Origin of the sequence: Allobosea sp. 117 (genome assembly GCF_000702305.1) — a bacterium.
Lineage (GTDB): Bacteria > Pseudomonadota > Alphaproteobacteria > Rhizobiales > Xanthobacteraceae > Ancylobacter.
In genome coordinates this window covers 118765-145271 of the sequence record NZ_JNLC01000017.1, presented here as the reverse complement: position 1 = coordinate 145271, position 26507 = coordinate 118765, and the positions used below count along the sequence as shown (strand labels likewise).

Sequence of the window (26507 nt, the reverse complement as noted above, 5' to 3'; positions counted from 1 at the left end):
CGGAGCACGATGGGAACCGACTTCACCATCCTCGGCTGCGGCTCCTCGGCAGGCGTGCCGCGCGTCGGGCAGGGGTGGGGCGCCTGCGACCCGAACGACCCGCGCAACCGGCGGCGGCGCTGCTCGCTCTTGGTGGAGCGCAGGGAAGGGGAGAGCACCCCTACCCGCGTGCTGATCGACACCTCGCCGGACCTGCGCGAGCAACTGCTCGACGCCCGCGTCGACCGGCTCGACGCCGTGCTGTTCAGCCATGAGCACGCCGACCACACCCACGGCATCGATGATCTGCGCCCGCTCTCCATCCATAACCGGCACCGGCTCGACGTCTATGTCGATGCGGAGACCTCGCCCGTCCTGATGAGCCGGTTCGGCTACTGCTTCGAGACACCGCCCGGGAGCGACTATCCGCCGATCCTGAACGAGCACCGCTTCCGCCATGGCGAGCCGGTGGTGATCGATGGGCCGGGAGGCCGCATCGAGGCGATCCCCTTCAGGCAATATCACGGCACGATCATCGCCTATGGCTTCCGCATCGGCGGTCTCGCCTATTCGAGCGATCTGCACGACCTGCCGCCGGAGAGCCTGCCTTTCCTCGAAGGGCTCGACATGTGGATCGTCGACGCGCTGCGCTATCACCCGCATCCGAGCCACTTCTCGGTCAGCGACGCGCTCGGCTGGATCGCGCGTCTGAAGCCGCGCCGGGCGATCCTCACCAATCTGCACAACGATCTCGACTTCGCCACGCTGGCGCGCGAGCTGCCCTCGAACGTCGAGCCGGCCTATGACGGCATGCGCATCGCGCTCTGACCGGGCGCTGTCTCAACCGGCATAGACGCCGCCCGCCAGGCGCTGGCGCGGCAGCCGTTCCACCTGGCTGCTGGCCACCACGATGCGGGAGCGTCCGGCCCGCTTGGCCTCGTAGAGCGCTTCGTCGGCCCGGTCGAGCATCTCGGTCGCATCGGGGATCATGACGCCGTCCTCGACGAAGGCGACGCCGACGCAGCACCCGACCTGGACCAGAACATCGTCGACGGGGCAGGGGTGGGAGACCGCGTCTCGCAGGCTCACCGCGATGCGCCGGGTGGCCGCCCGGTCGCGATGCAGCACCACGATGAACTCGTCGCCGCCGGTGCGCGCCACGAGCGCAGCCTCGGGAATCGCCGCCCGCAGGCGTTCGGCGATCTGCACCAGCACCTGGTCGCCGGCGCGGTGGCCATAGGCGTCGTTGACCGGCTTGAAGGCGTCGAGATCGATCGCCAGCACGGCGAAGGGACCGGGCGAATTGGCGGCGTTGGCGAGAAGCCGGTCGAGGAGCCGGCGGTTGCCGAGGCCGGTGAGCCGGTCGTGATAGGCAAGCCCTTCGAGCTGCGTGACCATGCTGTTGAAGCTGTGCGCCAGATCGTTCACCTCGGCGACCGAGGGCGGCAGCGCCACCGTGGCGCCCGGCGTGCTGGCCGGCAGGCCCGATGCGAAGCGCTTGAGGAGCTGCAGGCCGCGCACCACGGCGAGCTCGACGAACAGCACCGTGACGGCGAAGGATGCGAGGCCGGCGGCCACGATCAGCAGGATCTCAAGGGCGAAGCGGCGCTCGATCGGCGCCTCGATGATGGCGCGCGGCACACCAACGGCGATCGTCACGCCGATGTCGGCGATGCGCCGGATGCCGAAAAGCGAGGGTTCGCCCAGGGGCGGCGTCAGGCTGACGGCACCGTCCGGCGTCTCGCCGAGCTGCCGGTAGAACGTCGCGTCCTCATCCGAGAGCATCTCGGCGTGGGACGAGGAAAAGATGTGGCGACCCTGCCGGTCGATCACGAACATGGTCGCGCCGGGGATGCCGGACATCTCGGCGGAGACCCGGCTTATCCAGTTGGTGTCGAGCCCGAGCACCAGCGCGCGTTCGAGTTCGCCCGTGGTGCCGAGCAGCGGCAGCAGGGCGACCATGACGTCGCGCGTGTCCTCGCTGCCGTCGATAACCTCCGAGAGCGTGAACGACCTCGTCCGAGTCATCTCGCGGAAATAGGCCCGGCCGCTGACGGTGAAGCCATCGGCCTGGGTGCCGCAGATGCCGCGGCCGGCCGCGTCCACCAGCTCGAGCGAGGTGATCCAGAGCTGGGTGGCCTGCAATTCGCGCAGGATGTCGCCGCAGGCCGGCTGCGCCTGGCGCACCTCGGGCATCTTCGCCAGCACGTTCAGCAGCCCAAGGCTGCGTTGGGCGAACTCGTCGTGCCGCGACACGACATTCTGCGCGAGCTTCTGCACGTGCCGTTCCGCATTGACGAGCGCGGCGGCCTTGTCTTCCTGAAGACGGATCGTCTGGACGATGCACAGCGGCACCAGTCCAACCAGCGCCGCGAGCAGCAGCAGGAGACGCAGGCTTATACGCGGCAACAGGTGACGCACGATGGGTCGGCTCCAGAATTCTCCTGCTTCCGTGGATACCACCCTAGGTATTAAAGGCCGGATTGGGAGATGTGGAAAATTGGACCGAATTTTATTTTCCATAATATGTCTTCTGCGAACTGTTGATAGTGGCGACTGGGTGCCATGCCGTGGCGCTCCCCGCTCCCCAATCCGCCGCGAACTGTTAGGATCGCCTCGACATGCCACCGGCCATCGAGCCGGCAGACGGAGCTTGCCTTGAAGCCTTCGCGCGATATCGACCAATTGCTCGCCATCACGGCCGCGCTGCGCACGCCCGGCACCGGTTGCCCATGGGACCTGGAGCAGGACTTCGCCTCGATCGCGCCCTACACGATCGAGGAGGCCTATGAGGTGGCGGACGCCATCGCACGCGGCGATCTCGACGATCTCGCAGACGAACTCGGCGATCTCCTGCTTCAGGTCGTCTTCCACGCCCGTATGGCGCAGGAGCAGCGCGCGTTCGATTTTGGCGACGTCGTGCTGGCCATCACATCGAAGATGATCCGCCGCCATCCGCATGTCTTCGGCGATGCCGGGCGCCGCGACGTCGGCACGGTCAACGCGGCCTGGGCCGAGATCAAGGCGGAGGAAAAACGCATCCGCGCCGAGCGCCGCGCCGCCCGCGGCCTGCCGGACGACGGCATGCGGGGCGGGGGCGTGCTGAGCGGCGTTCCCCTCGCCGCACCCGCCCTCACCCGCGCCGTCAAGCTTCAGGACAAGGCGGCGAAGGTCGGCTTCGACTGGCCGGACACCGGGCCGGTGTTCGACAAGATCCGCGAGGAGATCGCGGAGGTCGAGGCCGAGCTTGCCGTCGGCGACCATGCCGCCGCCGCCGCGGAGATCGGCGACGTGCTTTTCGCCATGGCCAATCTCGCGCGCCATCTCGGCGTCGACCCGGAGGCGGCGCTGCGCGGCACGAACGAGAAATTTGTTCGACGATTCAATGGTATAGAGGAAGCCCTGGCACGCCAGGGGCGCAATCCGGCCGCCGCGACGCTGGAGGAGATGGAAGCGCTCTGGCAGGCTGGCAAAGCGGCGGAGTAGGGCCGTTCAGTCGGCGGTCCGCCGGCGCCCTGCCCGGCTCGCGCCGAAGCGCCGCTCGAGCTGCTCGACACGGTCCTCGGGCACGCGCACGGCAAGATGCACGCGCCCGTCCTCGGCCTCGCGGCGTTCGAGGATCTCCGCATGCCGGTAGAGCCAGCTCAGCCCCTCCCCGTTCTCCGGATCGAGGCCGATATGGAGCGTCACGCGCTCGCGGCCGAGGCGCTGCTGCACGGCGCGCAGAAGCTCCTCGATGCCCTGCCCCGTCAGCGCCGACACCGGAATCGGCCGGCTCTCGCCGGGGCGGCGGGCGGCGATGTTCAGCAGCCCCTCGCGACCGTCCTCATCGAGCAGGTCGATCTTGTTCCATACCTCGATGACCCGCCCATGGTCCGCCGGATCGATGCCGAGGTCCGCGAGCACGTCGTCGACGTCCTGCGCCTGCGCCTCGGCGTCCTCGTGCGCCATGTCGCGTACGTGCAGGATGATGTCGGCTTCGATGACCTCCTCCAGCGTGGCGCGGAAGGCGGCGACGAGCTGCGTCGGCAGGTCGGAAATGAAGCCCACCGTGTCGGAGAGGATGATCCGGTCCCCGCCCGGCAGCGTCACCTGCCGCAGTGTCGGATCGAGCGTGGCGAAGAGCAGGTCCTGCGCCCTCACCTGCGCGCTCGTGAGCCGGTTGAACAGCGTCGATTTGCCGGCGTTGGTGTAGCCGACCAGCGCGACCACCGGATACGGCACCTTCCGGCGGCTCGCCCGATGCAACGCACGCGTGCGCTTCACCTGTTCGAGCTCGCGCTCGATCTTGATGATGCGCTCGCCGATCAGCCGGCGGTCGGCCTCGATCTGCGTCTCGCCCGGACCGCCGAGGAAGCCGAAGCCGCCGCGCTGGCGCTCGAGATGGGTCCACGAGCGCACCAGCCGGCTGCGCTGATAGTTCAGATGCGCGAGCTCGACCTGCAGCACGCCTTCCTTGGTGCGCGCCCGCTGGCCGAAGATTTCGAGAATCAGCGCCGTGCGGTCGATGACCTTGGCCGACCACGCCTTTTCGAGGTTTCGCTGCTGCACCGGGCTGAGCGGCGCGTCGACGAAGACGAGGCCGGCTTCCTCGGCTTTCACCAGGTCGCCGATCTCCTCCGTCTTACCCGAGCCGATATAGGTCGCCGGCCGCACCATGGAGAGCGCGACCACGACCCGTCCGACGACGTTGAGATCGATCGCCAGCGCAAGGCCGACAGCCTCGTCGAGCCGCGCCTCCGGCGAGCGGCGCGGCGCGGCATCGCCGGGCTTCGCCCTCACCAGATACGGCTCGACGACCACCACGCGCGTCGGCTCGCCCGAACCCGTGGCGGTATCGGCCTCGCTTCCCGGCGCGACCTTCGAGGTCTTGCGCCGAAGGGCGCTCTTCAGTTCCAAATCAAGCCTTCTCTCCGGCCTCGTCCGGCGCCTCGAAGAGCTGGACCGGATGGCCGGGCATGATGGTCGAGATCGCGTGCTTGTAGACGAGCTGCGAATGCCCGTCGCGGCGAAGCAAGACGCAGAAATTGTCGAACCAGGTCACCACCCCCTGCAGCTTGACGCCGTTGACCAGGAAGATGGTGAGAGGTGTCTTGTTCTTGCGGACGTGGTTGAGAAAGGTGTCCTGGAGGTTCTGGGAACGATCCGCGGCCATGGTTTTTTTGATCCGTTGTTTGATGGTGCGCCGGCGCGGTCGTCTTCATACAGTGCGGAACAGCCCGTCCGGGGAAGGCCGCAGCATAAGAAGACGTGCGTTGCAAGCATCGCACACCATGTCTATCGCGCAAGATCAATTGACGCCACCCGCCCGCGGCGCCCCGACCGACGGATTTTGACGGCGGGTCGCATCGCCGCACCTCCGGCGAAGCGTCTGTTTGCCAATAACAATCCTAGCCGCGCCACCAGGCGAAGTGCACGAGACCCAGCGCCACCAGTATTTCCAGGCGCCCGAGAATCATGCCGGCGGCCAGCACGACCTGTGCATAGACCGGCAGCGTTCCCCATTCCGGCCAGATCACGCCGGGCTGCCACGGCACGAGGTAGATCGGCCCGGCATTGGTGAGCACGGCGATCGCGGCGACATAGGCGGCCTCGAAGCTCGGCATCGCCGGCGCGATCAGCGCCGCGAGCGTGACGACGCAGATGCAGGCCACGGCGAAGCAGAGCCAGATCGCCTTCATCGTCTGCAGCGAGGCGCGTTGCATGCCGAGCCGGCGCGGACGCACCTCATGGGGGTGGATCAGCCGCTCCACCTCGATGATGCTCTGCACCACCATCTGGCCGAGGCGGTACATCTTGATGCCGCCCGAGGTCGAGAAGCTGGCGCCGCCGACGAAGACCAGCAGCGTCACCAGCGACAGCGGTAGCGAGGCGAAGGCGCCGGCATGCGGCTCGATGCCGGTGGTGGTGACGAGCGATATGCCGGTGAACAGGCCGTCCTCGAGCGCGATCGTGAGCGGCCACTCCTCGCCCGGCGCCCGGAACCAGGCGGCGGCCACCAGCAGCCCGATCATCCCCGCGACGGCGATGACGGCGAGATTCTCGTGCTGGGCCAGGGCGAGGCGGAAACGGCGCGTCACCAGCATGCGGTGCCACAGAATGCTGGTGCCGCCGATCAGCATGAAGACCATGAGCACGATCTTCACCGCCTCGTCGCCATAGGCGGCGATGCCGTCGGCGTCCGGCAGCAGGCCGCCGGTGGAGACCACCGCGCTGGCGAGGCCGAACGCCTCGAAGCCGCTCACCCCGAGCGCGAACAGCGCCAGCATGCAGGCGAGCGTGGCGCCGACATAGATCGGGAGCACCTGCCTCAGCGCGTCGTCGAGCGCGGTCGCCTCGCTCTGCCAGTGCTGGGCGGCGTGGGTGGCGCGATCGGGCAGCCCGCCAATGCCGGCTGGCGCCAGCACGGCGATGAAGCCGACCAGCGTCAGGAGGCCGCCGAGCCATTGCAGCGACAGCAGCCAGGCGAGCGTCGACGCCGGAAGATTCTCGATCTCGTGGATCTGCGTGGCGCCGGTGGTGGTCAGCGCCGCCACCGCCTCGAACCAGGCGTCGACCGGGCCGAGCGGCGTCGTCATCGCGACCGGAATGGCGGCGACGACCGGGATCCCGACCCAGAGCATCACCAGCAGCACGTAGGAGGACAGCCGGTCGAACCGCGCCGGCTGGCTGCGCGTGCCGAAATGCACGGCGCCGGCGGCGAAGACGATCAGCGCGGCGGTCAGCACATAGGCGAACATCTCGCGCTCGCCATGGGCGATGCCGATCAGCGCGGCGAACAGCATGAAGCCCGCCACCACGCCTGCCGCCAGAACGCTTCGCTGGGCGACCGCGATCATCCCCGCGCGACCTCCCTGCCCTCAGAAGAATTCGAGGCTGACGCGGAATAGCTGCTCGACACGCTTCACCTTGTCCTGCAGCGCGAACAGCACGACCCGGTCGCCCGCCTGCACCACGGTGTCGCCGCGCGGCAGCATCACCTTGCCGGCCCGCACCACCGCGCCGATCCGCATGCCGTCGAAGAGATCGAGCGAGCGCAGCGGCTTGCCGACCAGCGGCGAGGTCTCCAGCGCCTCCGCCTCGATCATCTCGCCGGCGCCGTCGAGCAACGAGTGGACGCCGCGTATGCGGCCCTTGCGGACGTGCTGGAGCACCTTGGACACGGTGATCTGGCGTGGATTGACATAGGCGTCGATGCCGAGCCCGCGCGCGAAGCCGGGATAGTTCGGATCGTTCAGCAGCGAGAGCATGCGCTGCGCGCCGAGTTCCTTGGACAGCAGGCAGGACAGGATGTTGACGCGGTCGTCATTGGTGACGGCGATCATCGTGTCGGCGTCACCAACCGCCGCCTCCTCCAATATGGCGCGGTCGAGCGCGCTGCCGTGCAGCACCACGGTGCGGCCGAGCTCCTGCGCGATGGCCTCCGCCCGCGCCGCATTGTCCTCGATGATCTTCGTGCGCGCCTTCGGATTGCGGCGCTCCAGCTCGCGCGCGACATAGAGCCCGATATTGCCGCCGCCGCCGATGACGATGCGCTGCGCCGGCAGCTCGTCATGGCCGAAGATCGACAGCGTACGGGTGACATGGTCGCTATGCGCGATGAAATAGGCGATGTCGCCGGCCACCAGCGCGTCGGAGGAGCGCGGCACGAACACCCTGCCCTTCCGGTTCACCGCCACCACCACGGCCCGCAGATCCGGGAACAGCTCGGTGAGCTGGCGCAGCGGTGTGTCGAGCACCGGGCATTCATCCAGGCACACCACGCCGACCGCCACCACCTGCCCGTCGGCGAAATTCACCGTGTCGATGGCGCCGGGCAGCGAGAGGCGGCGCAGCACCATCTCGCCGACCTCGATCTCCGGCGAGATCACCACGTCGATGGGCAGGTGGTCGCGGGAGAACAGGTCGCGCCAATGCCCCTGCAGATAGCTCTGCGCGCGCACCCGGGCGATCTTGGTCGGCACGTCGAACAGCGCATGGCCGACCTGGCAGGCGACCATGTTCACTTCGTCGTGCAGCGTCACGGCGATGAGCATGTCGGCGGCCTCGAGCCCGGCGCGGGCCAGCACGTCCGGGTGCGAGCCGTGGCCGACGAAGCCGCGGACGTCGAGCGTGTCGGTGATCGCCTGGATGAGGCGCGGCGAGGTGTCGATGATCGACACGTCGTTCTGCTCCGCGGCCAGCCGCTCGGCGATGCCGAAGCCGACCTGCCCCGCGCCGCAAATGACCACCTTCATAGAGACGTCTCTCCGCCGCCATTGAACCGCCGCCGGACGCATGTCCGATCTGGCCGTCGATTCACTCTATAGCAGGTTCGCGAGAGCCTGGAGACGCCAGACAGGATCAGTACATATGAGGATCGCGAGACGGGACTTCGCCTTCGCGCTGACCGGCCTTGCGGCGGGTACGCTCCTCCTCCGCCCGGGCGCCGCGCGGGCGGCGCAATCCAGCCAGACCGGGACGCGGGAGGCCCTGACGGCGAGCCTGCGCGGCATCGAGGCGAAGACAGGCGGACGGCTGGGCGTCGCGCTCATCGACGGCACGGACGGCGCGGTCGAAGGCTATCGCGAGGCCGAGCGCTTCCCGATGTGCAGCACGTTCAAGGCGCTGGCCGCCGCCGCCGTTCTCGCCCGGGTCGACGCCGGCAGCGAGCGGATTGACCGGGTGGTCCGTTACACGCGTGCCGATCTCGTCACCTATTCGCCGGCAGCCGAGAAGCACGTCGACGACGGCATGACGCTCGACGCGCTGTGCGAGGCGGCGGTGACGCTGAGCGACAACACCGCCGGCAATCTGCTGCTCAAGGCGATAGGCGGGCCGGCCGGCCTCACCGCCTACGCCCGCTCGCTCGGCGATCGCCTCACCCGCCTCGACCGCTGGGAGACGGCGCTGAACGAAGCGGCGCCGGGCGATGAGCGCGACACCACGACGCCGGCCGCCATGGCCGGAAATCTGCGCCGGCTGGTGCTGGGCGACGCCCTCCAGCCGGCCTCGCGCGCCCGGCTGACCGGCTGGCTGGTCGGCAACAAGACCGGCGACACGCGGCTGCGCGCCGGTGTGCCGGGCGACTGGCGCGTCGGCGACAAGACGGGCACGGGCGAGAACGGCACGGCGAACGACGTCGGCATAGCCTGGCCGCCGCGGCGCGCGCCGCTGGTGGTCGCGATCTACCTGACGCAGAGCCGCGGCGATGCCGCGAGCCGGAACGCCGCCATCGCCGAGGCGGCGCGCGCGATCGCCGTCTCGCAGGGCGCGTGAAAGCCAACAGAGCGTCGTCATGCCCGGGCTTGTCCAGGCCATGACGGCTGGAACCGGCGCCTAGCCGATGCCGAGCGCCTTCAGCTTGCGGTGCAACGCCGAGCGCTCCATGCCGACGAACTCGGCGGTGCGCGAGATGTTGCCACCGAAACGGCTGATCTGGGCGACCAGATATTCGCGCTCGAACACCTCGCGCGCCTCGCGCAGCGGCAGGCCCATCAGATGTTCGCCGCCATTTCCGGTTGGCAGGTTCGGCACCAAGGAGCCGACATCGGGCGGCAGCATGGACGAGGTGACGACCGCGTCCGGATCGCCGGTGGCGAGGATCAGCAGGCGCTCGATATTGTTGCGGAGCTGGCGGATATTGCCCGGCCAGTCATGCGACTGCAGCACTGCGAGCGCGTCGTCGGCGATGCGCCGGCGGGGCAGTCCGGTGCCCTGCGATATCTGCTCCAGAAAATAGTCGACCAGCTCCGGCACGTCCTCGCGCCGCTCGGCGAGCGGCGGCACCCGGATCGGCACCACGCCGAGCCGGTGATAGAGGTCCTCGCGGAAGCGACCCTCGGCGATCTCGCGCTCCAGATTGCGCGCGGTCGAGGAGATGATGCGCACGTCCACCGAGACCCGCGTCGCGCCGCCCACGCGCAGGAAGTTCTGGTCGACCAGCACGCGCAGGATGCGGTTCTGCGTCTCGCGCGGCATGTCGGCGATCTCGTCGATGAATAGCGTGCCGCCATGCGCCTCTTCCAGCGCGCCGACCTGACGCCCCTCCCCGCCTTCGACGCCGAACAGCTCGATCTCCATCCGCTCCGGCGTGATGGCGGCGGCGTTGATGATGACGAACGGCCCCGTCGCACGCGCCGAGGCGGCGTGCACCATGCGCGCGGTGAGCTCCTTGCCTGAGCCCGATGGCCCGACGATCAGGATGCGGCTGTTGGTCGGCGCGACCCTTTCGATGGTCTGGCGAAGCTGGTTGATGGCGGTCGAATGGCCGATCAGCTTCTGGGCGATCGGCGCGCGCTGCTTGAGGTCGCGCACCTCCCGCTTCAGCCGCAGCGTCTCCAGCGCCCGGTTGGCGACGAGGATCAGCCGGTCCGAGTTGAACGGCTTCTCGATGAAGTCGTAGGCGCCCTGCTTGATCGCCGCCACCGCCGTCTCGATGGTGCCGTGGCCGGAGATCATCACCACCGGCACGTCGGGGTGATCGACCTTGATCTTCTCCAGAAGCTGGAGGCCATCGAGCTTGCTGCGCTCGATCCAGATGTCGAGGAAGATCAGGTTCGGCCGGCGCGCCTCGATGGCGGCGAGTGCCTCGTCGCTGTCCTTGGCGGTACGCGCTCCGTAACCTTCATCCTCCAGGATGCCGGCGACCAGCCCACGAATATCGGCCTCGTCATCGACGATCAGGATATCGGTCGCCATGGGTTGTTTTCTCCTTGTCCGGTTTAGCCGGCCCGGCCGGCCGCAGCCGCCCGCTCGCCGGTTGCCGTTATTGCCGCGGAAGGTCCGCCGTCGAGCGAAAGCCGCAGGCGTATCCACGCGCCGCGTCCCTCGGGATTGTCGTCGAGCTCGATGCCGCCGCCGTGCTCTTCCATGATCTTGCCGACGATCGCGAGGCCGAGGCCGGTGCCCTTCTCGCGGGTCGTCACATAGGGTTCGAGCAGCCGCGCGCGGTTTTCGGTCGGCAGGCCGATGCCGTTGTCGAGCACGTCGATTGTCGCCATGCCGGTCCGCTCGGCATCGTCGAGCCGCAGCCGCACCGTGATGTGCGCCGGGCCGTTCATCTGTTCGGGCGGCACGGCACCGAGCGCCTCGGTCGCGTTCTTCACGATGTTGGTCAGCGCCTGCGAGATGAGCCGCCGGTCGAAGCGCGCGGGCACCGCCTTGTCCGGCAGCTCGCAGTCGATGGTGATCTCGGGATTGCCGACGCGCATCAGGAACACGACCTGCCGCACGGTTTCGGCAAGGTCCTGCATCTCGACCACCGGCTTCGGCATGCGCGCGAAGGACGAGAACTCGTCGACCATCCGGCCGATGTCGCCGACCTGCCGGATGATGGTGTCGGTGCACTGGTCGAACACCTCGCGGTCCTCGCCGATCACCTTGCCGTAGCGCCGGCGCAGCCGCTCGGCGGAGAGCTGGATCGGGGTCAGCGGGTTCTTGATCTCGTGGGCGATGCGCCGCGCCACGTCCGCCCAGGCCGAGGTGCGCTGCGCCGAGACCAGCTCGGTAATGTCGTCCAGCGTCACCACCCAGCCATGGTCGCCCTCGCGCGACTGCTCGGTGGTGAAGCGCACCGCCAGCACCCGCTCGCGCCCGCCGCGGCTCACCGTGGCGTTGGCCTGCGTGGTGTTGCGCTGGCCGGGCTGCATCGCCTCGGCGATGAGCGGCGCGATCTCCGGCACGATCCCGGCGAGCGGCTCGCCGAGCACCTCGCCCTCGTTCACCACGAGCAGCTTCTCCGCCGGCCGGTTGATGATGGTGATGCGTCCCTGCGAATCGACGCCGATCACGCCCGCCCCGACGCCGGAGAGCACCGCCTCGGTGAAGCGGCGGCGGCTGTCGATCTGGTCGCGCGCCTTCACCAGGTCGTCGCGCTGCGTGCGCAGCTCGTGCGTCATCTTGTTGAAGGTCTCGGCGAGGCTGGACAGATCGCCCTCCGAGCGGCGCACCGGCACCTCGACAAAGAGGTTGCCGGCGGCGACGAGGTCCGCCGCGCCGATCAGCCGCCGGATCGGCGAGACCAGCCGGTTGGCGAAATGGATGCCGAGCCAGACCGCGCTCAGCAGCACGGTGAGCGAGATCACCGCATAGAGCAGTGCGAAGGCCACCTGCACGCCGATGCGCCGCTGCTCCAGGCTGTTGTAGTCGGCGACCGCCGCGCGGGTCTCGTTGAGATATTTGATCACCCGCGGGTCGATCGGCCGCGCGACATAGAGATAGAGATCGCCGAAATCCTTGAGCGGGATCACCGCGCCGACGAAATCCGCCTCATTGGGCAGATAGATCAGCGGCTGCTCCTCGGTCGCGTCCTTGATGGCGAGGTTCGGCGGCACGACGAATTCGCGTCCGACCCGGATCGTCGCCCGGTCGACGACGGTGAGGTCGCGCTGGATCACCATCGCCGCCGGCAGGCCGCGCACGGCGGCCTGCGCCGTCATCGCCTGGCGGAAGCGGCTACGGTCCTGGTCCCATAGGGGGCGGATGCGCTGCAGGTCGCGCGCCATGCTCAATATGTCGCCGCGGATCGAATAGGCGTGCTCGCGCACATAGGTCTGCGCCACCGACACGGCGTTGTCGACGATGGCGCGGGTGCGCACTGAGAACCAGCGGTCGAGGCCGCGGTCGAGCGTGATGCTGGCGAGCAGAGCCACGAGGATCGCCGGCACCACCGCGACGATGCCGAACAGCGCCACCACCCGCACATGCAGCCGCGCTGCCGCCCTGCCCCGCCGCCGGGCCTTCACGATGCGCCAGATCTCGCGGCCGATAATGCCGATGAGCACCAGCGACATCACGCCGTTCAGGCACAGCACGGTGACGACGACTTCCTGCGAGGGCACCAGCGGCGTGATGCCGATCAGGATGATGAAGCTGATCAGCGCCGTGACGAGCGCCACAAGTACGGCGAGCGGCGCCAGACCCCAGATCGAGAAACGAAAGCCCGGTCCGCCGAAATCGGGCGGCTCGCGGGTATCGATCTCCGGGGAAGAGGCTTCGGTCATGCACCACCATCACGGGGCGCCGGAGGAATCGGCGCCGGTGATGCAATGGTACGACACTGGTGCAAAAATGTGACAGGAACTGTGGCGCGCGCGATTTATTCGCCCGCATCCACCGTCACGAACGCGTGGCCTTCATCAGCGACTGGTACGGATGATCTGGATGTCGAGGTCCCGGATCTTCTTGCGCAGCGTGTTCCGGTTCAGCCCCAGCAGCTCCGCCGCCTTGATCTGGTTGCCCCGCGTCGCCGCCAGCGCCGCCGACAGGAGCGGATATTCCACGTCCTTCAGGATGCGGTGATAGAGACCGGGCGGCGGCAGCGTTTCGCCGAAACCGCCGAAATAAGTGTTGAGGTGGCGCTCCACCGAATTGGCCAGCGTCTCGTCGCCCGCCGGCTCTTCCGGAGAGGCGGTGGTGATCGGTGTCGCCAGCTCGGCCTCGATGATCGAGGCGGTGATGATCTCCTGCGGGTAGAGCGCGGCGAGCCGGCGGATGAGGTTCTCCAGTTCACGGACGTTGCCCGGCCAGCGATAGCGCTTCAGCCGGTCGAGCGCGGCGGCGTCGATCTGCTTGCGCGGCAGCCCCTCGCGCTCAGCCTGCTGGAAGAAGTGACGCACCAGGTCCGGCACATCCTCGGTGCGCTCGCGCAAGGGAGGCAGGCGAAGCGGCACGACGTTGAGGCGGAAGAACAGGTCCTCGCGGAAAAGGCCCTGCTGGATCAGGATGCGCAGGTCCTTATTGGTGGCCGCGACGATGCGCACGTCGGTCTTGATCGGGGTACGCCCGCCGACCGTGGTGTACTCGCCCTGCTGCAGCACGCGCAGCAGCCGGGTCTGCGCCTCCATCGGCATGTCACCGATCTCGTCGAGGAACAGCGTGCCGCCCTCGGCCTGCTCGAAGCGGCCGGCGCTTCGGGAATTGGCGCCGGTGAAGGCGCCCTTCTCGTGGCCGAACAGCTCGGATTCGATCAGGTCGCGCGGGATCGCCGCCATGTTGATGGCGACGAAGGGCCCGTTGCGCCGCTTGCCGTAGTCGTGCAGCGCGCGGGCGACCAGTTCCTTGCCGGTGCCGGACTCGCCGGCGATCATCACCGTGAGGTCGGTCTGCATCAGCCGCGCCAGCACGCGGTAGATGTCCTGCATGGCCGGCGAGCGGCCGACCAGCGGGATGGCGTCGGCGTCGTCGCCGGCGTTCTTCAGCGCCGAGTCCGGCCGCTTCGGCTCGGACAGCGCGCGCCCGACGATGGCTATCAGCTCCTTCAGGTCGAAGGGCTTGGGCAGATACTCATAAGCACCCTTCTCCGAGGCGCGGATCGCCGTCATGAAGGTGTTCTGCGCGCTCATCACGATGACCGGCAGGTCCGGGCGCACCTTCTTGATGCGCGGCAGAAGGTCGAAGGCGTTCTCGTCCGGCATCACCACGTCGGTGATCACGAGGTCGCCGTCGCCCTGGCTGACCCAGCGCCAGAGCGTGGCGGCATTGCCGCAGGAGCGCACCTCGTAGCCGGCGCGCGAGAGCGCCTGGTTGAGAACGGTGCGGATCGCGGCGTCGTCATCGGCGACCAGAATGCTTCCCGTCGGCATGGCGTGTCTCAATTCTGCTCGGTGCCGTCACGGGCACCGCGATACATGGGCATAAGGACCCGGAAGGTGGTCCGGCGGGGTTGGCTGTCGCATTCGATGATGCCGCCATGGTCGCCAACGATCTTGGCGACCAGCGCGAGGCCGAGGCCGGTGCCGGTCGGCTTGGTGGTCACGAACGGGTCGAACAGGTGTGGCATCAGGTCCTCGGGCACGCCCGGCCCGTTGTCCTTCACGCAGAATTCGAGCGGCAGGCTCACCCGCGTGGCACTGCCGGGCACGGTGAGGCGCACGCCTGGCCGGAACGCGGTGGTGAGTTGGATCTCGCCGTCCGGGCTGTCGCCGATAGCCTCGGCGGCGTTCTTCACGAGGTTGAGGAACACCTGGATGAGCTGGTCGCGATTCGCCAGCACCGGCGGCAGCGAGGGGTCGTATTCCTCGACGAAGCGGATGTGCCGCGCGAAGCCGGACGAGGCGAGCGTGCGCACATGCTCCAGCACCGCGTGGATGTTGACCGCCTCGCGCTCCACCGGCCGCTCGTCGGAGAACACCTCCATGCGGTCGACCAGCTTCACGATGCGGTCGGCCTCGTCGGTGATCAGGCGGGTCAGCGAGCGGTCATCGTCGCTGGCCGAGATTTCGAGAAGCTGCGCCGCGCCGCGTATGCCGGAGAGCGGGTTCTTGATCTCGTGCGCCAGCATCGAGGCGAGCGCGGTGACCGAGCGCGCCGCGCCGCGATGGGTGAGCTGACGATCCATCTTGTCGGCGATGGTGCGCTCCTGGAGCATCACCACCACGTGCTCGGGATATTCCGACAGCGGCGCGACATGGATGTCGACGATGCGCTCGCCGCCATTGCGCGGCGTGCCGAGGTCGACCCGATACTCGTTCACCGGCGCCCCGCGCATCCGGACCTGCTCGATCAGCGACAGCAGCGGGCTGCCGAAGGGCACGAATTCGTGGAGCCTGTGCCGCGACAACACTGCGGCGCTGACCTCGAAGAAGGCCTCGGCGGCGACATTGGCGTCGACGATGCGGTCGTCCGCCGCCACCGTCACCACCGGGTGCGGCAGCGCATTGACGATGGCGTCGGTGAGAATGCCACGGGCCTGGGCCGCGCGTTCCGATTTCGCCGACATTACGCCGCGGCCCTCCATGACATGTCTTCGAAGGCAGCGCGAATGCCCGCCCTCACCTGCTCCGGCTGATCGAGCGTCAGCAGCCGCTTGCGCCAATCCCGTGCCGCCTCCGGCGTGCGCCCGGCGGTTTCGGCCGCGGCCTCGAGCGCCCAGCCGATATGCTTGCGCGCGGTGCGGATGCCGAGCTCGCGGCCGTAATGCGAGAGCCAGCCCTCGTAGAGCTCCAGCAGCACGTCGCGCTGCAGGTCGAGCGAGGGGTCTGGCGGCACCGCGCCGCTCCGAAGGTAGCTTGCCACCTGTCCGGGGAACCAGGGACGTCCCTGCGCGCCGCGCCCGATCATCACGCCGTCGGCGCCGGATTGCGCCAGCATGGCGGTGGCGTCCTCGGCCCGCACGAGATCGCCATTGGCGATGAGCGGGACGCCCACGGCGTCCTTCACCACGCGGATCGCCGTCCAGTCGGCGCGGCCTGTGTAGAACTGGCAGCGCGTGCGGCCATGGATGGTGACGAGGCCGACGCCGATCGCCTCGGCCCGCCGGGCGAGCTCGGGCGCCACCAGCGCCGAATCGTCCCAGCCGAGCCGGGTCTTGAGCGTCACCGGCACGCGGACGGCGCCGACCACCGCCGCGATGATTCGCGTCGCGAGGTCGAGATCACGCAGCAGCGCGGAGCCGGCGAGCCCGGTCGTCACCCGCTTGGCCGGGCAGCCCATGTTGATGTCGATGATGGCAGCGCCCGCCGCCTCGCAGAGCCGCGCCGCCTCCGCCATCGGGCCGGGCTGGTTGCCGGCGAGCTGCACGGCGTGGATACCGGCGCCCGCCCCTTCCGCCCTGAGCACGGTTTCGCTATGACCGCTCGCGAAGGCCTCGCTCGCCACCATCTCGGAGATCACCAGACCCGCACCGAAGCGATGCGCCATCCGCCGAAACGGTGCGTCGGTGATCCCGGCCATCGGCGCGAGCAGTACCGGGTTCGGCAGCTCGATCGATCCGATGCTCAGGGGCGCGTTTGCAGTTGCAGCACGGATCAAGAGATAATCACTCGATGCACATTAAATGAGCCGGAGCGGCGGTGCCTACATAATAGCCACCGCGAGGCTGTCATCAAGCCTCCTGATCGGCAAAAGGCACAACTTGCATACCAGCCCCGCATTTGCGCTAAACGACTGGGCCGGACAAGCGCCGGTTTGAACAAGGGACGGGCAGAATTCTCCCATGCGCACGGACGTGATTGTCGTCGCGGCAGGCCGTGGCCAGAGGGCGGGCGAAGGCCTGCCCAAGCAGTTCCGCGAAATCGGCGGCCAATCCGTGCTGCGCCGCACTTTGACGCAGTTCGCTGCCCATCCCGCGATCCGCCGCATCCAGCTCGTCATCCACCCGGATGACGAAGAGCTCTGCGCGCTGGCGACCAGGGACCTTGCCGGCATCCTCACGCCGGTGGCCGGCGGCGCGACCCGGCAGGCCTCCGTCCGCGCCGGGCTGGAGGCGCTCGCCGGCGATCCCCCCGACCTCGTGCTGATCCACGACGCCGCGCGGCCCTTCGTCTCGGCCGAGCTGATCGGGCGCGCTATTGCCGCCGCGCAGGAGCACGGCGCCGCCGTGCCGGCGCTCGCCCTCGTCGACACGGTGAAGGCGCTCGACGCCGAGGGCCGACTTGCTACCGGACCGGACCGCGCCCGGCTGCGCACCGTGCAGACGCCGCAATCCTTCCGCTACGCGCTGATCCTCGCCGCCCACCGCGCCCATGTCGGCGCGGCCGACCTCACCGACGACGCGGCGGTCGCCGAGGCCGCCGGCCATGCCGTGGCCGCCTTCCAGGGCGCAGCGGAGAATGTGAAGCTGACCACGCCGGAGGATTTCGTGACGGCCGAACGGACCGCCCTCGCTTCTCTCGCCGACGTGCGCACCGCCACCGGCTTCGACGTCCATGCCTTCGGTCCCGGCGACCACGTAACGCTCGGCGGCCTCAAGATACCGCACGAATTCGGCCTTTCCGGCCATTCTGATGCCGATGTGGTGCTCCACGCGCTCACCGACGCGCTACTCGGCACCATCGGCGCCGGCGATATCGGCCAGCACTTCCCGCCCTCCGACCCGCAATGGAAGGGCGCGGATTCCGAGCTCTTCCTCGCCCATGCCATAGGATTGGTGCGGGAAGCCGGCGGCCGGATCGCGCATCTCGATGCCACCGTGATCTGCGAGGCGCCGAAGATCGGGCCGCACCGCGAGGCGATGCGCGAGCGGATCGCCGCCATCGCCGGCCTGCCGATCGGCCGCGTCAGCGTGAAGGCGACGACCAGCGAGCGGCTCGGCTTCACCGGCCGGCGCGAGGGCATCGCCGCGCTCGCTGCAGCCACCGTCCGCCTGCCCTGGACCGACTGAAACCGACCGTGCAGCGAGGCCGATGCGATGGACGAGCCGACCGAATCCCAAGAGATCATCGCGGCCGCCATCCGCGTGCTCGATCTATGCCGCGCGCGGGGCCTCACCGTCGCCACCGCCGAATCCTGCACCGGCGGGCTGGTCGTTGGCGCCCTGACCGAGATCGCCGGCTCCTCCGATGTGGTGGATCGTGGTTTCGTCACCTATTCCAACGCCGCCAAGATCGCCGTGCTCGGCGTCTCGCCGGAGACGCTCAAGGCCCATGGCGCGGTCAGCGCCGAGACCGCGCGCGAGATGGTAACGGGGCTCCTGAAGGTCGCCGGCACCTCGCTCGGCGTCTCGGTCACCGGCATTGCCGGGCCGGGCGGCGGCTCGGCTGCGAAGCCGGTCGGGCTCGTGCATTTCGCCGCGGCGCGGCAGGGCGGGCGCCTAATCGAGCGCCGGGAGGTCTTCGCCGGCCAGAGCCGTGCCGGCGTACGACGGCTCTCCGTCCTTGCGGCACTCGCCATGCTGGCGGAGCTAGCAGGCGATTGAACATCATTTTATTCAAATGATTATCTGATTTTCCTCGCGCGGTTGTTCAGCACACGCAAGCGCTCGCCCTTAAGCCCCCGCGAGGCTGGGGCGGCCATAGATTTCGTCCGCCCGCTTCTCGAAGGCGTCCGCGAAACGGCGGAAGGCGGCATCGAACATCGCGCCCATCAGCAGGCCGAGGGTGCGCGAGCGGAACTCGTAGCTGATGTAGAACTCGACGTCGCTGCCGGACTCGTCGCCGTTGCGCGGCCGGAAGGTCCAGCGGTTCTCCAGATGGCTGAACGGGCCGTCGAGATATTCGACCACGATGGTCAGCCGCGGCCTGTCCAGCGTCACCTGGCTGGTGAAGCTCTCGCGGAACATCTTGTAGGCGACCGTCATGTCGGCGACGAGGATATCGACGCCCTCCCCGCTCGCCACGTGCCGGCGCACATGCAGCCTCTCGCAGAGCGGGACGAATTCGGGGTAGCGCTCGACATCGGCCACCAGCTCGAACATGTCGCTGGCCGAATGGCGAACCCGCCGCGAATTGCGGAATGACGGCATGCCCCGGTCTCAGGCCGGCAGCATGACCGCAGGCGCACGGCCGGACTTCGCCTCGCGCGCCGCACGCAGCCGGGCGAAGTCCTCGCCGGCATGATGCGAGGAGCGCGTCAGCGGGCTCGACGAGACCATCAGGAAGCCCTTCGTATAGGCGATGGTCTCGTAGGACTTGAACTCCTCGGGCGTGACGAAGGCCTTCACCTCATGGTGCTTGCGGGTCGGCTGGAGGTACTGGCCGATGGTCATGAAGTCGACCTCCGCCGAGCGCAGGTCGTCCATGAGCTGCAGCACCTCGTTCCTGACCTCGCCGAGGCCGACCATGATGCCGGACTTGGTGAAGATGGAGCCGTCGAGCTCCTTCACCCGCTGCAGCAGCCGCAGCGAATGGAAATAGCGCGCGCCCGGCCGCACGGTGAGATAGAGCGAGGGCACGCATTCGAGATTGTGGTTGAACACGTCGGGATGCGCCTCGACCACCACCTCCAGCGCGCCGTCCTTGCGCAGGAAGTCGGGGGTGAGCACCTCGATCGTGGTCTTCGGGCTCGCGGCCCGAATCGCCCGGATGGTGCGGGCGAAATGCTCGGCGCCGCCATCGGCGAGGTCGTCGCGGTCGACCGAGGTGACGACGACATGCTCGAGCCCGAGCTTCAGCACCGCCTCGGCGACCTTCGTCGGCTCGTCCGCGTCCAGCGGGCCCGGCATACCCGTACGCACGTTGCAGAAGGAGCAGGCGCGCGTGCAGGTGTCGCCCATGATCATGAAGGTGGCGTGCTTCTTCTGCCAGCACTCACCGATATTCGGGCAGCTCGCCTCCTCGCACACGGTGACGAGGCCGTTGGCGCGCACGATGCTGGCGGTCTCCGCCCAGCCGGGCGTGCCCGGCGCGCGCACGCGGATCCAGTCCGGCTTCTTCAGGACCGGCGTCTCGGCGCGCTTGGCCTTCTCGGGGTGGCGCGGCTTATCGAGAGCCCGGTTCAGCGTATTGACGACGACAACCATGCGGGACCCGTCAGACCTTGGGGATGTTCCCCTCAGTTAAGCGCGAAGCGGCCGTGAGGAAACCCTGCGAAAGACGCATCCGCTGCGCCGAAAGCGCATGGCGGCGCGGAAAAGGCCCCGCGCCGCCGGTTTCCTCAGGACGTACGGTCGCGCAGCTTGCGCCAGATGAACAGCACGATGATGGCGCCCACCGTCGCCGCGATCAGCGTGCGGAAGAAGCCGAACACCGGAATCTCGGCGAACTCGGCCAGCTTGCCGCCGACGAAGGCGCCGATCAGGCCGAAGATCAGATTGGCGAGCAGCCCCTGATTGCTCGCAGTGACCCGCTCGGCGATCCAGCCGGCCAGCAGGCCGATGACGATCATGGTGAGCCAGCCGACGCCGGGCTCGTTCAACGCGGAAAACGTGTCCATTCTATCCCCTTGCCGGCGCGGTGCCGACGCCCCTTAGATGTGGATCGCGCGCCCATAGGCCGAGAGCACGCTCTCATGCATTGTTTCGGAAATCGTCGGGTGCGGGAAGACGGAGTTGATCAGCTCTTCCTCGGTGGTCTCCAGATTCATCGCCACGACGAAGCCCTGGATTAGCTCGGTGACCTCCGCGCCGACCAGATGCGCGCCGAGCAGCTTGCCGGTCTTGGCGTCGAACACCGTCTTGGCGAGGCCATCCGCCTCGCCGAGCGCCACCGCCTTGCCGTTGCCGATGAAGGGGAAGCGGCCGACCTTGACCTCGTAGCCGGCTTCCTTGGCCTTCTTCTCGGTGAGGCCGACCGAGGCGATCTGCGGCATGCAGTAAGTGCAGCCGGGGATCATCAGTTTGTCCATCGGATGCGGATGCTTGCCGGCGATGCCCTCGACGCAGATCACGCCCTCATGCTCGGCCTTGTGCGCCAGCATGGGCGGGCCCGCGACGTCGCCGATGGCGTAGATGCCGGGCACGTTGGTGCGGCACAGCCCGTCGATGACGACGCAGCCGCGATCGGTCTTCACCCCAAGCTTCTCCAGGCCGAGATTCTCGATATTTCCGACCACGCCGACCGCCGAGATCAGCTTCTCGGCGCTGATGTTCTGCGTCTTGCCGTCGGCGGTCTCGATGGTGGCGGTCACCCCGCCAGCGGCCTTGGTCACCTTGGTGACCTTGGCCCCGGTGAGGATCTTGATGCCCTGTTTCTCGAAGCGCTTGCGGGCGGCCGCCGCGATCTCCTCGTCCTCGACGGGCAGGATCTGCGGTAAGAGCTCGACCACCGTCACCTCGGAGCCGAGGGTGCGGAAGAAGGAGGCAAACTCGATGCCGATGGCGCCAGACCCCATGACCAGCAGCGACTTCGGCTGTGCCTTGGGCGCCAGCGCCTCGAAATAGGTCCAGATCTGGTCCTTGTCCGGCTCGATGCCGGGCAGCGCCCGCGGGCGGGCGCCGGTGGCGATGATGATGTGCTTGGCGGCGTAGTCGCCGGGGCCGAGCGTGCCCTTCGGCGCTGCGGCATCGGTGGCGGCGACCGTGACCTTGCCCGGCGCGGGGATTGAGGCGGCGCCCCAGATCACGTCGACCTTGTTCTTCTTGAGCAGGAAGCCGACGCCGTTGCTCATCTGCTCGGCGATGCCGCGCGAGCGCTTCACGATGGCCGGCATGTCGGCGCCGAACTTCTCGGCGGACAGGCCGTAGTCCTTGGCGTGCTCCATGTAGTGGTAGATCTCGGCCGAGCGCAGCAGCGCCTTGGTCGGGATGCACCCCCAGTTCGGGCAGATGCCGCCGATGAAGCTCCGCTCCACCACCGCGACCTTGAGCCCGAGCTGGGCGCCGCGGATGGCGGCGACATAGCCGCCCGGACCGGAGCCGATGATGATGACGTCGTAGGAAGTGCCAGCCATCGCAGTTCTTTCGTCATGCCCGGGCTTGATCCGGGCATCCGTGCCCGGTCCGCCGCCAAGAAATGTGGATGGCCGGGCAAGGCGACCTGTGGTCGCCGTCTCCTGGGAAGACGCCAAGGCGGCAGCCTCGGCTTTCCCCGGCCATGACGAATTGGGTCGTCACACCAGCATCGACATCGGCTTTTCGATGATGGTCTTGAAGGCGGTGAGGAGCTGCGCGCCGCCGGCGCCGTCCATCACCCGGTGGTCGCAGGAGAGCGTCACCGTCATCTGGGTGGCAACCGCGAGCTGGCCGCCCTTCACCACCGCGCGCTGCTCGGAGGTGCCGACCGCGAGAATGGTGGCGTGCGGCGGGTTGATGATGGCGGTGAAGTTCTTCATCCCGAACATGCCGAGGTTCGAGATCGCCGAGGAGCCGCCCTGATACTCGTTGGGCGCCAGCTTCTTGTTGCGGGCGCGCAGCGCCAGCTCGCGGGTCTCGTTGGAGATCGCCGACAGCGTCTTCAGCTCCGCCTTGCGGATGATCGGCGTGAGCAGGCCCTTGCCGCCGTCGATCGCCACCGCGACGCCGATGTCGGAGTGCTTGAGGCGCAGATAGCGGTCGCCGCCCCACACCTGGTTGGCTTCCGGCACCTGCTGGAAGGCCAGCGCATAGGCCTTGATGACGAAGTCGTTGACCGAGAGCTTGTAGGTCGGCTTGCCGTCCTTCTCGGGCGCCGACTTGTTCAGCTCCTCGCGCAGCTTCAGAAGCGCATCCACGTCGCAGTCGACGTTGAGATAGAAAGTCGGCACCGTCTGGCGCGCCTCGGTCATGCGCTGGGCGATGACGCGGCGCATGCCGTCGAGCGGAACCTCCTCATAGGTGCCCGGCTCGTAATAGGCCCTGGCCTGCTCCAGAACCGTGCTCGGTGCCTGCACGGGCGCGGGCGGTGCGGCCGGAGCCTTGGCCGCGGGAGCGGCGGCGACCGCCGTCCCGCCGGACCTGGCGGCCTCGACATCGGCGGCGACGACGCGCCCGCGCGGGCCGGAGCCCTTCACCTTCGAGAGGTCGATGCCGGCATCCTTGGCGAGGCGTCGGGCGAGCGGCGAGGAGAAGACGCGGTCACCATTGCTTGCCGGGGCGACTGCGGGAGCCGGCGCGGCCGGAGCCGGGGCAGCGGGCGCCTCGGCCTTGGCAGGCTCTGCCTTCGGAGCTTCGACCTTGGCCGGCTCGGGCGCGGCGGCTGCTTTTGGTGCGGAACCGCCCGAGGCGGCCGCGGCCCTCACGTCCTCGCCATCGGCCGCCAGCACGGCGATGAGCTGGTTTACAGGCACGTCCTGCGAGCCCTCGGGCACGACGATCTTTGCGAGGGTTCCCTCGTCGATCGCCTCGACCTCCATGGTCGCCTTGTCGGTCTCGATCTCGGCGATGACGTCACCGGGGGCGACTTTGTCGCCTTCCTTCTTGAGCCATTTGGCGAGATTGCCCTTCTCCATGGTCGGAGACAGGGCCGGCATCAGGATCTCGATGGGCATGGGCGATCTCCGGCCTCAGCGATAGGTGACCGCCCGCGCGGCATCGATGACGTCCTGCACCGAGGGGAGCGCGAGCTTTTCGAGATTGGCCGCGTAGGGCATCGGCACGTCCTTGCCGGTCACCCGCAGCACCGGGGCGTCGAGATAGTCGAACGCCTTCTCCATGAGCTGCGCGACGATCTCGGCGCCGACGCCGGACTGGGCCCAGCCCTCCTCCACCGTCACGCAGCGCCCGGTCTGCTTCACCGATGCGATGATGGTGTCGATGTCCAGCGGGCGGATGGTGCGAAGGTCGATCACCTCGGCATAGATGTGCTTCTTGGCGAGCTCCTCGGCGGCTTTCAGCGCATAGCTCATGCCGATCGACCACGCGACGATCGTCACGTCCTTGCCGGGCCGCACGACCTTCGCCTTGCCGATCGGAACGACGTAATCGTCGAGCTTCGGCACCGGCGAGGAATGCCCATAGAGAATCTCGTTCTCGAGGAAGATCACCGGGTTCGGATCGCGAATCGCCGACTTCAGCAGGCCCTTGGCGTCGGCGGCGGTATAGGGCGCCACCACCTTGAGGCCCGGAATGTGGCTGTACCAGGCGCTGTAGTCCTGGCTGTGTTGGGCGGCGACGCGGGCGGCGGCGCCGTTCGGGCCGCGGAACACGATCGAGCAGCCGATCTGCCCGCCCGACATGTAGTGCGTCTTCGCCGCCGAATTGATGATCTGGTCGATCGCCTGCATGGCGAAGTTGAAGGTCATGAACTCGACCACCGGCTTCAGGCCGGCCATGGCGGCGCCGACGCCGACGCCGGCAAAGCCGTGCTCGGTGATCGGCGTGTCGATCACCCGGCGCGCGCCGAATTCCTGCAGCAGCCCCTGGGTGATCTTGTAGGCACCCTGATATTCGGCGACCTCCTCGCCCATGACGAAGACGTCGGCGTCGCGGCGCATCTCCTCGGCCATGGCGTCGCGCAGCGCCTCGCGCATGGTCATGGTGACCATTTCGGTGCCTTCCGGCACGTCCGGCTCCGGCTCGGCCACCTGCGGGGGCGCGGCGACGGCGGAGGGCGCCGGCGTCTTCGGCTCGGCCAGCGGCTTGCCGTCGGGCGGCGAGGATTCGGCGACCTCCTCGGGCACGGCGGCCGGTGCCGGACGCGGCGCGGCCGCGGCGCCGTTGGTGAGGCTGGAGGCGTCCTCGCCGTCGGAGAGGATCACCGCGATCGGCGTGTTCACCGCGACGTCCTGCGTCCCCTCGGGGATCAGGATCTTGCCGAGCGTGCCCTCGTCGACCGCCTCGACCTCCATGGTCGCCTTGTCGGTCTCGATCTCGGCGATGACGTCGCCGGACTTGACGGCGTCGCCCTCCTTCTTGATCCACTTGGCGAGGTTTCCTTTCTCCATGGTGGGAGAAAGCGCGGGCATCAGAATTTCGGTCGGCATGGCGGCGTTCCCCAAAGAACGTGCGTCGGATCGCGCGTCACTGTTGCGTCTGTGCCGGCGGCACGAACGTCAGATTGCTGTAGACGGCCGCGGAACCCGCGGCGACGAGAATGGCGGCGATGACGCCGACCATCATCTTGTTGAGGCGCTGGGCCTCCTCCGGCGTCGCCGTGGAGAGGCCGCGCGCGGCGAAGGGCCAGAACGGCAGCGCGGCCCAGCGGCCGGCCGTCGCCTCCCCCGTGCCGCCGGCCTGCGCCGCGCGGAGCAGGTCGTAGCCGAACTTGGCGGCGAACACCCACAGCACGGCCACCGCCGCGCTTCCGGCCACCATCAGCGCCCAGAACAGGGTGGAGAGCATCGCCCGCCCCGGCCGGTTCAGCGCAGGATGTCGGTATAGAGTTCGGAGGCGTCGGGCTCGGGATCGTTGCTGGCGAAGTCCGAGGCCGCGTTCATCTCGTCACGGATGGAGGCGTCGATGGCCTTCAGCTCGTCCTCGGTCGCCCACTTCTTCTCGATCAGCCGGTTGCGGACCTGCTCAATCGGGTCGTGCTCGGTCCGCATCTTCTGCACCTCCTCCTTCGACCGGTACTTGGCCGGATCGGACATGGAGTGGCCGCGATAGCGGTAGGTGAGCATCTCGAGGATGTAGGGGCCCTTGCCGGACCGGGCGAACTCGACTGCCCGCTCGCCGGCCGCCTTCACCGCGCGCACATCCATGCCGTCGACCTGCTCGCCGGGGATGTTGAAGGAGGTGCCGCGCTTGGAGAAGTCGGTCTGGGCGGAGGCGCGGTTCACCGCGGTGCCCATGGCGTATTTGTTGTTCTCGATGATGTAGACGACCGGCAGCTTCCAGAGCTCCGCCATGTTGAAGCTCTCATAGACCTGCCCCTGATTGGCAGCGCCGTCGCCGAAATAGGTGAGGCAGACGCCGCCGTTCTGGCGGTAATGGTCGGCGAAGGCGAGGCCGGTGCCGAGCGATACCTGCGCGCCGACGATGCCGTGTCCGCCGTAGAAGCCCTTCTCGATGCTGAACATGTGCATCGAGCCGCCCTTGCCCTTGGAATAGCCGCCGCGGCGGCCGGTGAGCTCGGCCATCACGCCCTTGGGGTCCATGCCGCAGGCCAGCATGTGGCCGTGGTCGCGATAGCCGGTGATGACCTGGTCGCCCGGCTTCAGGGTCATCTGCATGCCGACGACGACGGCTTCCTGGCCGATATAGAGGTGGCAGAAGCCGCCGATCAGGCCCATGCCATAGAGCTGGCCCGCCTTCTCCTCGAAGCGGCGGATGAGCAGCATCTGCCGGTAGGCGGCAAGCTCCTGCTCGCGGTCGAACTCGGCGATGGAGGATTTGTCGGAGCGCCGGGCGGTGGACGGCGAAGAGGCGGCCCTGCTGCTGGCCGGCTTAGCGGTTGCAGCCTTGGGGGCGGCAACTTTCGAGGCGGGTTTGGTAGCGGCTTTCTTCGCGGCTAACGCCATGGCGCATCCTCAGCTCGTTCCCGAATTTTGAGGATGTCTTAGCGCATGTTTACGCAACGCGCTACGCTGCAAACGCA

General features: G+C 68.3%; 23 protein-coding genes. 5 read left to right on the top strand and 18 right to left on the bottom strand.

Features of this window, described 5'->3' with window-relative positions; translation table 11 throughout:
• Positions 1-9: 9 nt before the first annotated feature.
• Positions 10-807, top strand: a complete 798-nt coding sequence (locus U742_RS0119105; protein ID WP_029355958.1) for an MBL fold metallo-hydrolase — start codon at positions 10-12, stop codon at positions 805-807.
• A gap of 12 nt (positions 808-819) precedes the next feature.
• Here the strand turns inward: U742_RS0119105 and U742_RS22675 are convergent, their stop codons facing one another.
• Positions 820-2400, bottom strand: coding sequence for a GGDEF domain-containing protein (locus tag U742_RS22675; protein WP_197028293.1), 1581 nt, complete (start codon positions 2398-2400; stop codon positions 820-822).
• A 237-nt stretch (positions 2401-2637) separates the two neighbouring features.
• Between U742_RS22675 and mazG the strand changes: the two genes are divergently transcribed.
• Positions 2638-3465, top strand: a complete 828-nt coding sequence (gene mazG / locus U742_RS0119095) for a nucleoside triphosphate pyrophosphohydrolase (protein ID WP_029355954.1) — start codon at positions 2638-2640, stop codon at positions 3463-3465.
• Positions 3466-3471: 6 nt separating this feature from the next.
• Here mazG and hflX read toward each other — a convergent pair whose 3' ends face one another.
• The 4 genes from hflX to trkA form a co-directional block, all read right to left on the bottom strand.
• Positions 3472-4764, bottom strand: a complete 1293-nt coding sequence (gene hflX / locus U742_RS0119090; RefSeq protein WP_248310437.1) for a GTPase HflX — start codon at positions 4762-4764, stop codon at positions 3472-3474.
• Between the two features lie 115 nt (positions 4765-4879).
• Positions 4880-5134 carry an RNA chaperone Hfq gene (gene hfq, locus U742_RS0119085; RefSeq protein WP_029355949.1) on the bottom strand — a complete coding sequence of 85 codons (255 nt, stop codon included), beginning with the start codon at positions 5132-5134 and terminating at the stop codon, positions 4880-4882.
• A gap of 235 nt (positions 5135-5369) precedes the next feature.
• Complete coding sequence (locus tag U742_RS0119080; protein WP_029355947.1) at positions 5370-6818, bottom strand: TrkH family potassium uptake protein; 1449 nt, start codon at positions 6816-6818, stop codon at positions 5370-5372.
• A gap of 21 nt (positions 6819-6839) precedes the next feature.
• Positions 6840-8216 carry a Trk system potassium transporter TrkA gene (gene trkA / locus U742_RS0119075; RefSeq protein ID WP_029355945.1) on the bottom strand — a complete coding sequence of 459 codons (1377 nt, stop codon included), beginning with the start codon at positions 8214-8216 and terminating at the stop codon, positions 6840-6842.
• 115 nt (positions 8217-8331) lie between these two features.
• On the opposite strand from trkA, the gene bla reads away from it, so the two are divergent.
• Positions 8332-9237 carry a class A beta-lactamase gene (gene bla, locus U742_RS0119070; RefSeq protein WP_029355943.1) on the top strand — a complete coding sequence of 302 codons (906 nt, stop codon included), beginning with the start codon at positions 8332-8334 and terminating at the stop codon, positions 9235-9237.
• A gap of 60 nt (positions 9238-9297) precedes the next feature.
• Here bla and U742_RS0119065 read toward each other — a convergent pair whose 3' ends face one another.
• The 5 genes from U742_RS0119065 to dusB form a co-directional block, all read right to left on the bottom strand.
• Positions 9298-10659, bottom strand: coding sequence for a nitrogen assimilation response regulator NtrX (locus U742_RS0119065; protein WP_029355941.1), 1362 nt, complete (start codon positions 10657-10659; stop codon positions 9298-9300).
• A gap of 23 nt (positions 10660-10682) precedes the next feature.
• Complete coding sequence (locus U742_RS0119060; RefSeq protein ID WP_029355939.1) at positions 10683-12962, bottom strand: sensor histidine kinase NtrY-like; 2280 nt, start codon at positions 12960-12962, stop codon at positions 10683-10685.
• A 135-nt stretch (positions 12963-13097) separates the two neighbouring features.
• Complete coding sequence (gene ntrC / locus U742_RS0119055) at positions 13098-14543, bottom strand: nitrogen regulation protein NR(I) (protein WP_029355937.1); 1446 nt, start codon at positions 14541-14543, stop codon at positions 13098-13100.
• Positions 14544-14551: 8 nt separating this feature from the next.
• Complete coding sequence (locus tag U742_RS0119050) at positions 14552-15679, bottom strand: two-component system sensor histidine kinase NtrB (RefSeq protein WP_038362208.1); 1128 nt, start codon at positions 15677-15679, stop codon at positions 14552-14554.
• Positions 15679-16710 carry a tRNA dihydrouridine synthase DusB gene (gene dusB, locus U742_RS0119045; RefSeq protein ID WP_051661338.1) on the bottom strand — a complete coding sequence of 344 codons (1032 nt, stop codon included), beginning with the start codon at positions 16708-16710 and terminating at the stop codon, positions 15679-15681. Before dusB ends, U742_RS0119050 begins: the two co-directional genes overlap by 1 nt.
• 184 nt (positions 16711-16894) lie before the next feature.
• On the opposite strand from dusB, the gene U742_RS0119040 reads away from it, so the two are divergent.
• Both U742_RS0119040 and U742_RS0119035 read left to right on the top strand, forming a co-directional pair.
• Positions 16895-18061, top strand: coding sequence for a bifunctional 2-C-methyl-D-erythritol 4-phosphate cytidylyltransferase/2-C-methyl-D-erythritol 2,4-cyclodiphosphate synthase (locus U742_RS0119040; RefSeq protein ID WP_029355931.1), 1167 nt, complete (start codon positions 16895-16897; stop codon positions 18059-18061).
• A gap of 27 nt (positions 18062-18088) precedes the next feature.
• The gene (locus U742_RS0119035) at positions 18089-18595 is read left to right on the top strand and encodes a CinA family protein (RefSeq protein ID WP_029355929.1); all 507 of its coding nucleotides are present in this window, start codon (positions 18089-18091) and stop codon (positions 18593-18595) included.
• A 69-nt stretch (positions 18596-18664) separates the two neighbouring features.
• Here U742_RS0119035 and U742_RS0119030 read toward each other — a convergent pair whose 3' ends face one another.
• From U742_RS0119030 to pdhA, 8 genes are all read right to left on the bottom strand, one after another.
• The gene (locus tag U742_RS0119030) at positions 18665-19141 is read right to left on the bottom strand and encodes a type II toxin-antitoxin system RatA family toxin (RefSeq protein WP_029355927.1); all 477 of its coding nucleotides are present in this window, start codon (positions 19139-19141) and stop codon (positions 18665-18667) included.
• A gap of 9 nt (positions 19142-19150) precedes the next feature.
• On the bottom strand, positions 19151-20137 hold the full coding sequence (lipA, locus tag U742_RS0119025) for a lipoyl synthase (protein WP_029355926.1): 987 nt from the start codon (positions 20135-20137) through the stop codon (positions 19151-19153).
• A 134-nt stretch (positions 20138-20271) separates the two neighbouring features.
• Positions 20272-20550: a GlsB/YeaQ/YmgE family stress response membrane protein gene (locus tag U742_RS0119020; protein WP_029355924.1), complete on the bottom strand. Its 279-nt coding sequence runs from the start codon at positions 20548-20550 to the stop codon at positions 20272-20274.
• Between the two features lie 33 nt (positions 20551-20583).
• Positions 20584-22005: a dihydrolipoyl dehydrogenase gene (gene lpdA, locus U742_RS0119015; RefSeq protein WP_029355922.1), complete on the bottom strand. Its 1422-nt coding sequence runs from the start codon at positions 22003-22005 to the stop codon at positions 20584-20586.
• A gap of 159 nt (positions 22006-22164) precedes the next feature.
• Positions 22165-23520: a pyruvate dehydrogenase complex dihydrolipoamide acetyltransferase gene (locus U742_RS0119010; protein WP_029355920.1), complete on the bottom strand. Its 1356-nt coding sequence runs from the start codon at positions 23518-23520 to the stop codon at positions 22165-22167.
• A gap of 15 nt (positions 23521-23535) precedes the next feature.
• Positions 23536-24954, bottom strand: a complete 1419-nt coding sequence (locus U742_RS0119005; RefSeq protein ID WP_029355918.1) for a pyruvate dehydrogenase complex E1 component subunit beta — start codon at positions 24952-24954, stop codon at positions 23536-23538.
• A gap of 37 nt (positions 24955-24991) precedes the next feature.
• Complete coding sequence (locus U742_RS0119000) at positions 24992-25312, bottom strand: hypothetical protein (RefSeq protein ID WP_029355916.1); 321 nt, start codon at positions 25310-25312, stop codon at positions 24992-24994.
• 17 nt (positions 25313-25329) lie between these two features.
• Positions 25330-26430, bottom strand: coding sequence for a pyruvate dehydrogenase (acetyl-transferring) E1 component subunit alpha (gene pdhA / locus U742_RS0118995; protein ID WP_081853100.1), 1101 nt, complete (start codon positions 26428-26430; stop codon positions 25330-25332).
• Positions 26431-26507 lie beyond the last annotated feature (77 nt).